The organism is Limosilactobacillus pontis (assembly GCF_002940945.1).
In the GTDB taxonomy this organism is placed as follows: domain Bacteria; phylum Bacillota; class Bacilli; order Lactobacillales; family Lactobacillaceae; genus Limosilactobacillus; species Limosilactobacillus pontis_A.
Genome location: NZ_PNFV01000002.1, coordinates 51,490 through 66,987, shown reverse-complemented (window position 1 = coordinate 66,987; position 15,498 = coordinate 51,490). Strand labels below are relative to the sequence as shown.

The window sequence follows — 15,498 nt, the reverse complement described above, 5'->3', positions numbered from 1 at the left end:
TTCTTCTATAAAGTATTGTACCCTTTTCCTCAAGGATGGGCGAAATAAAAACCGGGTACCACGATCGGCGTACCCGGCTTTAACATCAATTTAACTACTTACGACGGCTTTGGTAGGCACGACGCTTGGCCTTTTCCAGTTTCCGCTTACGATGACGTTCCGCTCGTTGCTTTTCTTCCCGTTCGCGACGGATCTTAAATGGGTTCTGGATCAGCAAGGTCTGAACCACCTGGAATGCGTTGGAAACCACCCAGTAGAGGGTGATGGCAGAGGAGAAGCCCAGGGCCATCACAAAGACCATAACTGGCATGAACCAGGTCATCGCCGTCGTCATCCCATTTCGTTCTGGCATCGAGGCCATTGACAGCCAGGAACTGATAAATGTAAACAAGCCGGCCAGGATTGGCATGACGTAGTACGGATCAGTATGCCCCAGCTGCATCCAGAGGAAGGTTCCCTGCTTCAGCTCTGGTGTCCGCCAGATCGCCTGATAAAGAGCCCACATAATTGGCAATTGGATAATCAACGGCAGCATGGAGGCCATTGGGTTCACTCCAGCCTCCTTATAGAGCTTCCGAGATTCCTCCTGCATCTTCAGCATCGATTCCCGGTCCCGTGATGAGTACTTTTTTTGCAGGGCCTTCAGCTTTGGCGTCAGCTCCTGCGTCTTCAACATCATCTTGGTCTGGTAGAACATTAACGGCAATAGCAAGACCCGGATAATCAGCGTGAAGACGATAATACCCATCCCATAACCGCCGATATGATTAGAGAGCCAGATGATAAACTGCGAGAAGTTGTAAATAATGTAGTGATCCCACAAGCCGGTACTGTGCTTAGTAACTGGCGCGTTGGAACATGCTGCCAGCAACAGGGTCAGACTCATAACTGCCGACAAACTTAAGATCTTTTTTCGCTTTTTTGTCAAAACGTGTTCCTCACTTTTCATTCAATAGGTTTGCCCGCTTCAAAGCATGGACAAGGTTCTTCTTCACTTCTGGCATCTCAAGGCCGTCTGCTGCAGGTCGGGCAATCACCAGGAAGTCGACGTCCGGTTTAATCTGGGGCTTGACTTCCAACAGCGTCTGCCGAATCCGCCGCTTCACCCAGTTTCGGTGCACGGCGTTACCAATCTTCTTGCCGACTGAGATCCCTACGCGAAAATGTTTCTGGCCTGGCTTGGCCATCTGGTAAATGATGAATTTACGGTTGGCGACGGAATTATGGGTTTCAAAGACCCGTTGAAACTCATTTTCCTTCTTAACTCGGTATGATTTTCTCATTATGTATAATCCCTAGCCTTACATTAGATATGAAAAAAGGGCCAGGCAAACGACCGCTGACTAAACAAAGCGGCCTGCCCTGCCCTAACACAATAAAAAAAGCCACTGTAAAAGTGGCCGTGTGGTTATGCAGATAATACTTTTCTGCCCTTTTGACGCCGACGTGCTAATACCTTACGGCCGTTACTGGTGCTCATGCGCTTACGGAAGCCATGGACACGTGCACGGTGACGCTTCTTTGGTTGAAACGTGCGCTTCATACAATTGCACCTCCTATTCAATTGAATGGGTTTGCTTCTAGTCTAAAAAGACGTTCTCTTCAAACATACTTTGGAAGTATACCATACTTTTCGTGATTAATAAATGGCTAAAAATTATTTTGACTTTTTTATTTATCCACAGAACGATAAAAACTATACACAGGCATGTGCAAGATGTTCTGCTGTGGAAAACTATCCACCACAATATCTTGTAGTTATTCACAAATCACACCCTGTGAGTAGAGTTATCCACAAGGCAGCAAATTCCTGTTCATAACTGTTAGAAATCCCGCCATTGCCGCATCTATTTATCCACAGAGATTGTGGATTGCCGTATTATTTTACCTAAAGTAAACAAAATCAACAACACATACCAAAAATACCACACAGTGTTGTGTAAAGAATTTTATTACTTATCCACCCTGTGGAAAACTTTTTAATGTAATGATAAAATACCGTTTGGAATTTAATATTTAGGAGGAATTATTTTGACTGAGCTCGATTCTCTGTGGGAAGCGATCCAAAATTCATTTCGTCAAAATACCACTAAGGTCACTTTTGACACTTTGATTGCTCCGGCAAAAGCAATTTCTCTCTCCCAAAACCAACTAACCGTCCTGACACCAACGCCAATTCACCGGGACTTCTGGCGTAAAAACCTGGATGCCAAACTCAAGGATTACGCCCGGATCGAACTGGGTCATGACATTGAGCCACGTTATGTTTTAGAGAGCGAGATTACACCAACATCCGATGATAACCCGGCAACCAAACCGACCTTCGAGATGGATACCCCGCTAAATCCCCATTACAACTTCAGCACCTTTGTCGTTGGGGAAGGCAACAAAATGGCACACGCCGCCGCGTATGCCGTTGCGGAAAGTCCCGGCGGCCTCTACAACCCGCTCTTCATCTACGGAGGGGTAGGTCTGGGTAAAACTCACCTGATGGAGGCCATCGGTAACCACATGCTCCAAGCCAATCCGAAAGCCAAGGTCAAGTACATCACCAGCGAAGAATTTACTAACGATTTTATTAATTCGATTCAGAGTAACTCAATGGAGAAATTCCGTGAAGAGTATCGAAACCTCGACCTGCTTTTAATCGACGATATCCAATTTCTCGCTACCAAAGAGGGAACCCAGCTGGAGTTCTTTTACACCTTCAACGCCCTTCACGACCGAAAAAAACAGATTGTGATGACCTCTGATCGGATTCCTAACGAGATTCCCGAACTTCAGGACCGCCTGGTTTCCCGCTTTCGCTGGGGGCTGCCAGTTGAGATCACCCCACCAGACCTGGAGACTCGAATTGCCATTCTGCGCAGCAAGGTTGAAGAAGACCATATCCAGATCGGTAATGACACCCTCAACTATATTGCGGGCCAAATTGATACCAATATTCGTGAACTTGAGGGGGCCCTTAATCAGGTTCAGGCCTTCGCCAACCTCAGCGGTGAGCCGATTACCCCTCACCTGGCATCTCAGGCGCTAAAAGGGCTGCGACAGAAGCAGCAGACTACTATCTCAATTGCGACAATCCAAAAGCAGGTGGCTAGTTTCTACAATATTACCCAAAGCGATATTCTTGGTAAGAAACGGGTTAAGCAGATCGTAGTTCCTCGTCAGATTGCCATGTACCTCTCTCGTGAGCTGACTGACTTCTCCCTGCCAAAGATCGGTAATGAATTTGGTGGCAAGGACCATACCACCGTCCTCCATGCCATTGACAAAATTGAATCCGCCCTCAAGAAGGACACCGATCTACAGAAGGACATCAGCAGTCTGAAGGAGCGTTTGCATTCATAGCCTGTGAACAACATAACGGGTTATCCATAATTTTATCCACAGGTTATCAACAGCCTATTTCTTCTGCTATCAAGGGATCAACATACTTATCCACAGTATTAACATCCCCTACTACTACGACTTTTTAAACTATAAAATATATTTATATTAAGGAGCGATCATTAATGAAGTTCACAATCAATCGACCTGCATTTATTAGTCAACTTAACAATGTATTACGTGCTATTTCATCTAAAACCACTATTCCGATTTTAACAGGACTCAAAATGGTCGTTGATAAGGAAAGAATCGTCTTGACTGGTAGTAATTCCGATATCACGATTGAAAGTGTTCTTGAGGCCAGCAATTCTGATTATGACCTGACTGTCGAGGATCCAGGTGCCATAGTGTTGCCTGCTCGTTTCTTTAGTGAGATTGTTAAGAAACTGCCTGATAAGCAGGTAACTATTGAAGTTACAAATGGATTTCAGGCGGATATTACATCTGGAACAGCCAAGTTCCAAATCAACGGTCAGGACGCGGAGAACTTTCCACACCTGCCTGAAGTTGAAACCGACAAGACGATTACCCTGCCCAATGATGTCTTAAAAGAAGTCATCCGTCAGACTGTTATTGCTGTCTCCAAGCAGGAAAGTCGGCCGATTCTTGCAGGAATTCACATTACCCTACACGACGGGTTGCTGACAGCGGTGGCCACGGATAGTCATCGCCTTGCTCAACGGAAGGTTGCCTTAGCCAATGTGGATAATGGGATCGACTTTGACGTCATTATTCCAGGAAAGAGCATGAATGAACTGTCTGGGATGATTAGCGACGTTGACCAGGATGTCCAAGTTCAGGTTACTGAAAACCAAATCCTCTTTATCTTTGGCAACACCCACTTCTACTCTCGGCTATTAGAAGGGAATTACCCAGAGACTAGTCAGTTAATTCCAGACACAGCTGACACCACGGTCGAGCTGGATGCTGGTACCTTCCTGGCCTCCATCGAGCGGGCCTCACTCTTGTCTCATGAGAGTCGCAATGATGTAGTCAAACTCACCCTAAAACCGGATGAGAACCTTGTACGGATTAGTAGCAACTCCCCTGATATCGGAACCGTGGAGGAAGAAGTAGCCACTAGCAGTCTGGATGGTAACGACCTCGAGATCTCATTCAACCCGAATTACATGAAGGATGCCTTACGGTCATTCGGTCAGACTACCGTTAAGATCTCCTTCACCTCTCCATTGCGGCCGTTTACCCTGGTTCCAACAGAGGATGGCGAAAACTTTGTTCACCTGATCACGCCGGTACGGACGTTCTAAATCTATCCAAATCATGAAGTTACTTGGTGCCAACCACAATCGAATCTGTGGTCGGCACCTTTTTTGTTTGTCACGTCGAGTAATTTTTAAGAGGGTAAAAGTGACGAAAAGTGGCTTGATTGGTCCGCTAATCATTTCAAAAGTGTTTTTGATAAAAATGCCTCAAAGGGTACTAACGGGCTGAGATTGGCTGTTAACGCCTATTTAATGACCAATTGTGGTATAATAAAATAAGTAAAGTAGGTGAATTAGTGTGGAAGACAAGCAAATAATGATTGATCGACCGTTCATCACGCTCGGTCAATTACTGAAAGAAGAAGGAATTATTCCCACCGGTGGCGCTGCTAAGTGGTACTTGAAGGAAAATCGGGTCCTCGTCAATGGTGAGTCAGATGATCGGCGGGGCCGTAAACTTTATCCTGACGATCAAGTTGTCTTACCGGATTATCCGACTCTGGTTATTAAGGGTAAGTAGGCGTCAGCGATGATTCTGACGGAACTACGGTTACATAACTTCAGAAACTATCAGGATCTGACCGTTAACTTTGCTCCCGGGATTAACGTTTTGATTGGGCGTAACGCTCAGGGAAAGACCAATATGCTGGAGGCTATTTATGCCCTGTCGTTGACGCGAAGTCATCGGACCAGCAACGACCGGGAGCTGATCAATTGGCAGCAGCAATCGGCCGCTATCAGCGGGGTGGTGCAAAAAGCGACGGGCAAGGTTCCACTGGAGTTGCAATTTACCAAGAACGGTAAGAAGGCCAAGGTCAACCATCTTGAGCAGGCACGCCTTGGCCAATATATTGGTCAGCTGAATACTATTCTCTTTGCCCCCGAGGATCTCTCGTTAGTAAAAGGGGCGCCAGCGATTCGGCGCCGTTTCATGGATATGGAATTCAGCCAGATGAGCAGTAAGTACCTGTACGACGCAAGCCAGTTCCGTACACTCCTGCGTCAACGCAATAAGTACTTGAAACAGCTGAAGTACGGTCAGCAGCATGATCGGGTGCTGCTCACGGTTCTGTCAGATCAGCTGGCAGCATATGGTGCCGAGGTAATCGTTGCTCGGCATCATTTTTTGCAGCATTTGGAGAAGTGGGCAGCCGATCTGCACTACCAGATCTCACTCAACCAGGAAAAACTTCACCTGGCTTACGTGACTCAGGTAAAGGTGGGTGACAAGACAACGGTTGACCAGGCCTATCAAGAGCTGTTGGGCCTCTATCAAGCCAACCAAGACCGTGAGATCGATCAGGGGACTACAATGTATGGCCCCCAGCGCGACGATATTCGTTTCATGGTTAACGGCAAGAATATTCAGGCCTTTGGTTCCCAGGGGCAACAACGCACGACTGCCTTGTCAGTCAAACTGGCGGAGATCGACTTGATGAAGGAGCAAACGGGCGAGTACCCGCTGCTACTCTTAGATGACGTCTTATCGGAACTTGATCCGGTCCGCCAGACCCACCTGCTGACGGCGATTCAGGATAAGGTTCAGACCTTTTTGACCACCACCAGCCTGAGTGATGTAGCACGGCAGCTGATTAAGGAACCAACGATTTTTGAGATTAAGCATGGCACTTTGAACAAGGAGGAAGCATAGTGAGCGACGAGCACAAGGAAACAAAGGCGGAGTTGGCAAGCGAATACGATGCCAGTCAGATTCAGGTTCTAAAGGGACTAGATGCGGTTCGTAAGCGTCCCGGGATGTACATTGGGTCGACATCTGCACAAGGATTACACCACCTTGTTTGGGAAATTGTCGATAACGGGATTGATGAAGCCCTGGCAGGCTTCTGTACTGAGATCAATGTCGAAGTTGAACCCGATAACAGCATCACTGTCCGTGATAACGGACGGGGGATCCCAGTTGATACTCAGAAGGAAACTGGCAAGCCCGCCCTGGAAACGGTTTTTACGGTTCTCCACGCTGGTGGTAAGTTTGGCGGTGGCGGCTACAAGGTCTCCGGTGGTCTGCACGGTGTAGGGGCCTCCGTCGTTAATGCCCTGTCTACCGAGCTGGATGTCAAAGTTGCTCGGCAAGGCAAACGTTACTACATGGACTTCGATCATGGTCACGTAAAGACGCCGATGAAGGTAATCGACGAGGGGCTGCCCGAGGAAGTTCATGGGACTACGGTTCACTTTAAGCCGGACCCGGATATTTTCCGCGAGACCACGACCTACAACATCAAGACACTGACCGATCGCTTGCGTGAATTGGCCTTCTTAAACAAGGGCTTGAAGATCACCATTGAGGATAAGCGGGACGAAGACTCCAAGCGTCAGGAATTCCACTATGAGGGTGGGATTCGCCACTACGTTGAATACCTTAACCATGGTCGGGAAGTCCTTTTTGATCCACCAATCTACGTCGAGGGAAAAGAGAACAACATTACGGTAGAGGTTTCTCTTCAATACATTAACGGCTACCGCAGCGAGCTGTTGACCTTTACCAACAACATCCACACCTACGAAGGTGGGACCCATGAGACAGGGTTTAAGATGGCCCTGACCCGGGTTATCAACGACTACGGTCACAAGAGCGGGGCTCTTAAAAGCAACGAAACCCTGTCTGGGGATGATGTTCGTGAAGGGCTGATTGCGGTGGTTTCCATTAAGCACCCCGATCCACAGTTTGAGGGCCAGACGAAGACCAAATTGGGGAACTCCGATGCCCGGACAGCTACCGATCACATCTTCGCTGAAACTTTCAATCGCTTCTTGATGGAGCACCCGGATGAGGCTAAGCAGATTATCGAGAAGGGGCAGTTAGCCTCTAAGGCTCGAGTTGCTGCCAAGCGTGCCCGGGAGGTTACCCGGAAGAAGAGCGGCCTAGAAATCTCTAACCTGCCTGGGAAATTGGCAGATAATACCAGCAAGGATCCGAATATTTCCGAATTATTCATCGTCGAGGGGGATTCTGCCGGTGGTTCTGCCAAGCAGGGACGGTCACGACTGACCCAGGCGATTCTGCCGATTCGGGGGAAGATTTTAAATGTTGAGAAGGCTACCCTGGACCGGGTTCTGGCCAATGATGAAATTCGTTCCCTCTTCACGGCACTGGGTACCGGTTTCGGTGATGACTTTGACATTACCAAGGCCAATTACCACAAGCTGATAATCATGACCGATGCCGATGTCGACGGTGCCCACATTCGGACACTGCTTTTGACTCTGTTCTACCGGTTCATGAAACCGATGATTACTCACGGCTACGTCTATATCGCTCAGCCACCGTTGTATCAGGTTCGCCAAGGCAAGTTCGTCAAGTACATTGAATCCGACGAGGAGCTAGAACGGGTTGTCAATTCCCTGCAGCCGAGTCCGAAGCCGGTTATTCAACGATACAAGGGGCTTGGTGAAATGGATGCTGAACAGCTGTGGGAGACCACGATGGACCCCGAGAATCGGCACCTGCTTCGAGTCCAGCTGGACGATGCTAAGCAGGCGGATGAGATTTTTCCAATGCTGATGGGAACCAAGGTTGGTCCACGGCGGGACTTTATTGAGCAAAATGCCAAGTTTGTTGAAAACCTGGACCTGTAAATAACACCAAAAATTAAAAAGGAGGAGCGGAATTGGCTGAAGAAAATATGTCAAACCGGATTACGGACGTCAAACTAACGAGCCAAATGAAGAATTCATTTTTGGACTATGCCATGAGTGTCATCGTCTCCCGGGCCTTACCGGACGTACGTGATGGATTAAAGCCGGTTCAGCGGCGGATCCTATATGGGATGAACGAACTGGGGGTAACCCCGGACAAGCCGTATAAGAAGTCAGCCCGGATTGTCGGGGATGTCATGGGGAAGTTCCACCCCCATGGTGACTCCTCAATCTATGAAGGACTGGTTCGGATGGCGCAGGATTTTAGTTACCGTTATATGCTGGTTGACGGCCATGGTAACTTTGGATCGGTCGACGGTGATAGCGCCGCCGCCATGCGTTATACCGAGGCGAAAATGAGCAAGATCGCGGTGGAGATGCTACGCGACATTAACAAGGATACCGTGGACTTCCACCCGAACTACGATGGCACGGAGAAGGAGCCAGACGTCCTGCCGGCTCGTTTCCCGAACCTGCTGGTCAATGGGGCCTCTGGGATTGCCGTTGGGATGGCGACGAACATTCCAACCCATAACCTGGGTGAGGTCATCTCGGCTATTCATATGCTGATGGATAATCCTGACGCCACCACGGAGGACCTGATGAAGGTGCTACCAGGACCAGACTTCCCAACCGGTGGGGTTGTCATGGGCAAGTCCGGAATTCGGAAGGCTTATGAGACTGGTCGAGGTACGATCATCGTGCGGGCCAAAGTCGACATCGAGGAACAGAAGAATGGCAAACAGCAAATCATTGTTCATGAGATTCCATATATGGTCAATAAGGCCAAACTGATCGAGCGAATCGCTGAGCTGGCCCGGAACAAGGAGATCGAAGGGATCACCGACATCAATGATGAAACCGACCGGGATGGGATGCGGATCGTGATTGATGTTCGCCGGGATGCCAGCGCTGAGGTCATCTTGAACAACCTTTACAAGATGACTCTGATGCAGACAACCTTCAACTTTAATATGCTGGCGATCGTCAATGGGGCGCCGAAGATCCTGAGTCTTAAGCAGATTCTTCAGTTCTACCTGGAACACCAGGAAAACGTTGTTCGGCGACGGACCGAGTTTGACCTGAAGAAGGCGCAGAATCGGGCCCACATCGTTGCCGGTTTGCGGATTGCTCTTGACCACATCGACGAGATCATCAAGATCATCCGTAATTCCCAGACCAGTGAAATCGCCAAGGGCGAGCTGATGCAGAACTATGGCCTGTCTGACCGTCAGTCCCAGGCCATCCTAGATATGCGGCTGGTTCGGTTGACTGGTCTGGAGCGTGAAAAGATCGAGGCTGAATATAAGAAGCTGATGGATGCCATTGCCGACTACAAGGACATCTTGGCTCATGATGAGCGGATCCACCAGATCATCTATGACGAGCTGCTAGAGATCCAGCGTAAGTTTGGCGACAAGCGGCGGACCGAGCTCCAGGTTGGTGACATCACCAACATTGAGGATGAAGACTTGATCGAGGAAGAAGACATCATTGTCACGCTCACCCACAATGGCTACATTAAGCGTCTCCCGGTCGATGAGTTTAAGTCCCAGCACCGTGGTGGCCGTGGTGTTAAGGGAATGGGCGTTCACAAGGACGACTTCATCGAACAGCTGATTTCCAGTTCGACCCACGATCTCCTGCTCTTCTTCACGAACTCCGGGAAGGTCTTCTCTATGAAGGGTTACGAGGTTCCTGAATATGGCCGGGCTGCCCAGGGAATTCCGATCATCAACCTATTGGGAATTAACAATAAGGAGAAGATCAGTGCGGTCATTAACGTCTCCCATGCGGCTAACGACGATGACAAGTTCCTCTTCTTCACGACTAAGCAGGGGACGGTTAAGCGGACACCGGTTCCAGAGTTCAAGAACATCCGGAGCAACGGTCTAAAGGCTATCAACCTCCACGATGGTGACGAACTGATCAACGTCAATGTCATTAAGGATGGCCAGCCAATGATCATTGGAACCCACAACGGTTACGCCCTGAGTTTTAACTCTGATGTGGTTCGGTCAATGGGTCGGTCAGCTGCCGGGGTTCGTGGAATCCGGTTGCGTGATGAAGACTACGTGATTGGTGCGGCCCCGCTGAAGAAGGATGGTAACGTGCTGGTTATCAGTGAGAACGGCTTTGGGAAGCAAACCCCAGCCACTGAGTACCCGATTAAGGGTCGTGGCGGTCTCGGCGTCAAGACAGTCAACGTGACGGTTAAGAACGGTCCGCTGGTTGGACTGACCACGGTTGCTGGTGACGAGGACATCATGCTGGTCACCGACCGCGGGGTCATTATCCGCTTTGGCATCGAGACCGTCTCCCAGACTGGTCGTTCCGCCGTTGGTGTCCACTTGATCAAGATGGACAAGGGAACCAAGGTGGCAACGATGGCCAAGGTCGAAAAGGAAGACGATGAAGATGAAAAGTCTGATCAGCCAGAAACAGATCAGACACCTGCCAAGACGGAAGACCATTAATAAAATTAACTAATTTAAGATAAAAATCCTGAGAACTTGCGTATTATATTAATAGAGCGCAACTCTCAGGATTTCTAGTTATTTGTTTCTTGTTTTTAAGCCTAGTATATGCTATATTTTATATCTGTGAGTATACGTACAGACGTCTACTCTCCTTGTTCTTCTAAATTTTAGAAGAGCCAGAGTCCATAAGGAGGTGTAACATTCATGGAAACACGTAAATATGAAATTACTTACATCATTCGTCCTGACATCGAAGAATCAGCCAAGAGCGAACTGGTTGACCGGTTTGACAAGGTTCTGACGGACAATGGTGCAGATGTCGCTGAATCAAAGGATTGGTCAACGCGTCGCTTCGCTTACCCAATCGAAAAGTACACTGAAGGTACTTACCACGTGGTTACTCTGACCACCAACACTGACGAAGCATTAAACGAATTTGACCGTTTAGCTAAGTTCAACGACGATATCCTACGTCACATGATCGTTAAGCTTGATGCTTAATTAGATCGTCAATGTAAATAGAGAGGAGTACGATCGAATGATTAATCGTGCAGTCTTGACTGGACGCTTAACGCGAGATCCTGAGTTGCGATACACTACCAGCGGTACTGCAGTAGTCTCATTTACGCTTGCGGTTGATCGGCAATTCCGGAACCAAAATGGTGACCGGGATGCGGACTTCATCAACTGTGTTATCTGGCGTAAATCTGCCGAGAACTTCAGCAACTTTACCCACAAGGGCTCTTTGGTGGGACTCGATGGCCGGATTCAAACCCGGAACTATGAGAACCAACAAGGGCAACGGGTATATGTAACCGAAGTTGTGGTTGATAACTTCGCCCTGCTCGAGCCCCGGCAAAATGGCGGAATGAACCAGGGTGGTCAACAACCATTCAACAACGGCAACCAACAGTCGTTTGGCAACCAGGCCCCATTCGGTGGTCAACAGGGTCAATACGGCAATAATCAGCCGCAATCGACTAACAATGCTCCTCAATCTAAGTCGTCAACCGATGCCGGGGCGTCGAACTTCGGTGCCGGTCAGAATAGCTCAGCCAACCCATTCTCCAACAACAGCGATAGTGGGGACCAATCGACTGAGATCTCTGATGACGATTTACCATTCTAAAATTTTTGCCAGATAGGAGGGTAATTTCATGGCACAACAACGTCGGGGCGGTCGTCGTCGTCGTAAAGTCGACTTCATCGCCGCAAACCACATCGAATACATCGATTACAAAGATACTGATTTATTACGTCGTTTCATCTCTGAACGTGGTAAGATCTTACCACGTCGGGTCACTGGGACCAGTGCTAAGAACCAACGTAAGTTAACGGTCGCTATCAAGCGTGCCCGGATCATGGGTCTTCTGCCATTCGTCGCTGAAGACTAATCCAAAATCAAAAAAGCTTGCTTCCATCTGTGAAGCAAGCTTTTTTGTGTTGCCAATCGAAAGGAGCAGTAAAATGCGCAAAATTGAAGGTCACATCCACCTTGTCCGTACAATGGCTGGATCTAAGGGGCAGGGGCGGCTTAGTCCGCTCGGCCATGGCTACGCTATCTGGGATGACGGCGAGATTATCAAATTGATCCCAGACGGCTGGGGGGATGACAATTTCTTGGCTGAGAAGTATCTGTCAATTATGGATAAGGAGAAAATCGATAAGGCAGTTATCCTTCAGGGAACCCTGAATGGCTATCAAAATTATTACACCTACCAGGTAGTCAAACGTTATCCAGATCGGTTCATTGGGGCTTTTGCTGTTGATCCATTCACTGACCAGGCAATGGCAATCGTGCACCGTTATGTTGAGGACTTGGGTTTTCGGGCCATCAAGTTTGAAATCAGCCAAGGTGGAGGACTGCATGGTTTTCACCGGCCATTCCGACTCGACATTGACAACCGGTTTTCCCAGATTTTCCACTACCTAGCTGACTATCCAGGGTTCGTGGTGACGGTGGATTACGGGGCCGCCAACCAGACCAGCTACCAGCCGGAAGCAGTTGTTAACCTAGCTCGCCGCTATCCGCAATTGGACTTTGTTGTTTGTCATCTTTCCTTCCCTGACGCTAAGCATCCGGTCCAGCTAAAGAATGTTCTTGAACAATTTGTTCCGCTGAATAACATCAGTGTTGATATTTCGGCAATCCAGGACATTCTAGGTGAAGGACATAATGACTTCCCCTATCCACGAAGCCAGTGGGCTGTCCGCCTCGCTAAAGAGAAACTGGGAACTAAGCGGATCATCTGGGGTAGCGACGCTCCGTGGTCTGCAACTTTCAATAGTTACCATCAACTGGCGACTTGGCTAGAGCACACCGATATCTTTACCCCGGCTGAGTTAGCCGACGTAATGGGCAATAACGCAGAGCGGGTCTATTTCAAGCCTGATAATGTGGAAGCAGCCCGGCAGGCAACGGATCCTGTTATGAAAGATTTTAAGTTTCACTAGGGGAGGATTAAGCGATTAAGATCGTTTTTAGTGGTCGGTGTGATATGATAGAAATATCCGATTAGTAGCGGCGGAGAAGCAAACTTTTCGGCGCCCGGTATAGCTGGCTGAAGACAGAGATTAGCGCTAGTCGCGCCGGCCTTCATTTATAATCAATAATGCTCCGCTTGCGACGAGAAGTTAACCTGTTGGCTTCTCGTAACTGCATCATAATATTCAAAAAGTCAAAAAAGATTGGCAAAAAAATCCGATTTGGGAGGATTATTATGCGTGAATTTTTCAGTCGTGAAAACTGGTTGTTTTATCTGAAACACCCAGCGGTCCGCTGGAATGTCTATTACCTATTATGTATGACCGTGATCAGCCTGGTTCTGGCATTCATGTTCAACTGGATGATCGGTCTGACGGTGCTGGTGTTGGCAATCATCGGGAATACCATTAGTTTGCACCGGCTTCGGCAGCTGGTTAACGACACCCACGAGTACTTGAACCATTTGACTTACCAGATTCAGCATGGTCAGCAGGAAGCCCTGCTAGAGATGCCAGTGGGAATGATCATGCTAAATGACCGTCGAGAGATCGAGTGGATCAACCCTTACATGGCGCGTTACTTCAAGCTTGAAAAGGTTGTTGGTAAGCCGGTAGCCAGCGTCGATGACCAGTTGGCAAAGCTGATTGACGATGGGAACCATCATTCGGGACCGCAGATTGTTACTTGGCGCGACCATCAGTTTGAATTTCTGGTTCAGCCTCGCTACCACGTGGCTTATCTGCTGGACATCAGCAAGTATGCGGCGGTGGAACGGCGCTATCGTCAAGAGCAGATTTTCCTGGGTAATATTTACCTGGATAATTACGATGAACTGATTCAGGGGATGAGCGATACAGATGTTTCCAACCTGCACAACTACGTTACCTCGGAGATCAGTAAGTGGGCCAGTGACAACCATCTCTTGATGAAGATCATTGATGATGACAACTATTTGATCATTGGGCACCAAAGCTCGTTAGCGGAACTAGAAAAGAAGAAGTTTAAGATCCTCGACGTTATTCGGCAGAGTACTTCCCAGCGCAACTCTCCAGTTACCCTCAGTGTGGGGATTGCCTACGCTGAGAACGACCTCATCAAGCTGGCTGACACAGCACAGAATAACCTGGACCTGGCGCTTGGCCGTGGGGGTGACCAGGTCGTTGTCCGAGCCAAAGACCAGCCTGCCCGCTTCTACGGAGGGAAGACAAACCCGATGGAGAAGCGGACCCGGGTTCGGGCACGGATGATCAGTCAGGCCCTTCAGGAATTGATTAACCAGGCAGACCAGCTTTTCGTCATGGGGCACCATAACCCCGATATGGATTCACTGGGGGCTTGTCTGGGAATTCGGCGGATTGCCGAAATGAATGGTAAAGAATGCTGGATTGTGGTGGATGATGAGCATCCTCACGCCGATATTCAACGTCTGATGAACGAGATTGACAACTATCAGACAATCAAAGATCACATCATCACGCCGAACGAAGCCCTGGAGAGGGCCACCGACAACAGTCTGCTGGTGATGGTGGATCACGCTAAGCGCAGTATCACCATCTCGCCCGAATTATACGACCAGTTGCAGAACCGGCTGGTGATCATCGACCACCACCGGCGCGGTGAGGAGTTCCCTGAGAACCCACTTCTGGTCTACATCGAACCGTATGCTTCCTCCACATGTGAGCTGATTACCGAGATGTTTGAATACCAGCCACGAGAAGGTAAGGGGTTAAATAAGCTTGAGGCTACCACGATGCTGACGGGGATCCAGATCGATACGAAGTCCTTCACTAAGAGCGCTGGGACGCGGACCTTTGATGCTGCCTCCTACCTGCGTTCGGCCGGAGCTGACGGGATGATGATCCAGTCCTTCATGAAAGAAGACCCGCAAAGCTTCATGGCTCGCAACCATTTGATTTCCCGGGCAATAATTAACGACCAGATTGCAATCTGTGCCGGTGAGGACGACCGGGTCTATGATTCCGTCACGGCTGCTCAAGCGGCTGACATGCTTCTCCAGGTTGAAGGGGTTGAAGCTTCATTCGTTATCACCCGGCGTGCGGATGGCAAGGTCGGGATTTCTGCCCGGTCGGCCGGTGACGTCAATGTTCAGATCATCATGGAGCAGATGGGCGGTGGTGGCCACCTAGCCAACGCTGCTACTCAGATTGCTGATCAGAAGGTTGACCAGGTTAAAAAGGAATTAATTGATCTTCTGACGAAGACGGATGATAATAGTAGTCAGGAAGATGAAGAGGAGTGAATA

The 15,498-nt window shown here is 48.9% G+C and carries 14 protein-coding genes; 11 read left to right on the top strand and 3 right to left on the bottom strand.

What is annotated here, in order from left to right:
• Positions 1-94 precede the first annotated feature (94 nt).
• The 3 genes from yidC to rpmH all read right to left on the bottom strand — a co-directional run bounded on the left by yidC (position 95) and on the right by rpmH (position 1,543).
• Complete coding sequence (yidC, locus tag CK797_RS02045; RefSeq protein WP_225365006.1) at positions 95-928, bottom strand: membrane protein insertase YidC; 834 nt, start codon at positions 926-928, stop codon at positions 95-97.
• A gap of 10 nt (positions 929-938) precedes the next feature.
• On the bottom strand, positions 939-1,283 hold the full coding sequence (gene rnpA, locus CK797_RS02040; protein WP_104688149.1) for a ribonuclease P protein component: 345 nt from the start codon (positions 1,281-1,283) through the stop codon (positions 939-941).
• A gap of 125 nt (positions 1,284-1,408) precedes the next feature.
• Entirely contained in the window at positions 1,409-1,543 is a 135-nt protein-coding gene (gene rpmH / locus CK797_RS02035; RefSeq protein WP_003665227.1) for a 50S ribosomal protein L34, read from the bottom strand.
• Between the two features lie 488 nt (positions 1,544-2,031).
• On the opposite strand from rpmH, the gene dnaA reads away from it, so the two are divergent.
• From dnaA to CK797_RS01980, 11 genes are all read left to right on the top strand, one after another.
• A complete protein-coding gene (dnaA, locus tag CK797_RS02030; protein WP_104688148.1) occupies positions 2,032-3,351 on the top strand; it encodes a chromosomal replication initiator protein DnaA in 1,320 nt (439 codons plus the stop codon).
• A 164-nt stretch (positions 3,352-3,515) separates the two neighbouring features.
• Positions 3,516-4,658, top strand: coding sequence for a DNA polymerase III subunit beta (dnaN, locus tag CK797_RS02025; protein WP_104688147.1), 1,143 nt, complete (start codon positions 3,516-3,518; stop codon positions 4,656-4,658).
• A 271-nt stretch (positions 4,659-4,929) separates the two neighbouring features.
• The gene (yaaA, locus tag CK797_RS02020; protein ID WP_181049502.1) at positions 4,930-5,133 is read left to right on the top strand and encodes a S4 domain-containing protein YaaA; all 204 of its coding nucleotides are present in this window, start codon (positions 4,930-4,932) and stop codon (positions 5,131-5,133) included.
• Between the two features lie 9 nt (positions 5,134-5,142).
• On the top strand, positions 5,143-6,264 hold the full coding sequence (gene recF / locus CK797_RS02015; protein ID WP_104688145.1) for a DNA replication/repair protein RecF: 1,122 nt from the start codon (positions 5,143-5,145) through the stop codon (positions 6,262-6,264).
• Positions 6,264-8,210: a DNA topoisomerase (ATP-hydrolyzing) subunit B gene (gene gyrB, locus CK797_RS02010; RefSeq protein WP_104688144.1), complete on the top strand. Its 1,947-nt coding sequence runs from the start codon at positions 6,264-6,266 to the stop codon at positions 8,208-8,210. Before recF ends, gyrB begins: the two co-directional genes overlap by 1 nt.
• Before the next feature lie 32 nt (positions 8,211-8,242).
• Positions 8,243-10,747: a DNA gyrase subunit A gene (gene gyrA, locus CK797_RS02005; protein WP_104688143.1), complete on the top strand. Its 2,505-nt coding sequence runs from the start codon at positions 8,243-8,245 to the stop codon at positions 10,745-10,747.
• A gap of 207 nt (positions 10,748-10,954) precedes the next feature.
• On the top strand, positions 10,955-11,251 hold the full coding sequence (gene rpsF, locus CK797_RS02000) for a 30S ribosomal protein S6 (RefSeq protein ID WP_104688142.1): 297 nt from the start codon (positions 10,955-10,957) through the stop codon (positions 11,249-11,251).
• Positions 11,252-11,288: 37 nt separating this feature from the next.
• The gene (ssb, locus tag CK797_RS01995; protein ID WP_104688141.1) at positions 11,289-11,879 is read left to right on the top strand and encodes a single-stranded DNA-binding protein; all 591 of its coding nucleotides are present in this window, start codon (positions 11,289-11,291) and stop codon (positions 11,877-11,879) included.
• 28 nt (positions 11,880-11,907) lie between these two features.
• Entirely contained in the window at positions 11,908-12,144 is a 237-nt protein-coding gene (gene rpsR, locus CK797_RS01990; RefSeq protein ID WP_025022578.1) for a 30S ribosomal protein S18, read from the top strand.
• Positions 12,145-12,217: 73 nt separating this feature from the next.
• Entirely contained in the window at positions 12,218-13,204 is a 987-nt protein-coding gene (locus tag CK797_RS01985; protein ID WP_104688140.1) for an amidohydrolase family protein, read from the top strand.
• A gap of 266 nt (positions 13,205-13,470) precedes the next feature.
• Positions 13,471-15,495, top strand: coding sequence for a DHH family phosphoesterase (locus CK797_RS01980; RefSeq protein WP_104688139.1), 2,025 nt, complete (start codon positions 13,471-13,473; stop codon positions 15,493-15,495).
• The last annotated feature ends 3 nt before the right edge of the window (positions 15,496-15,498 follow it).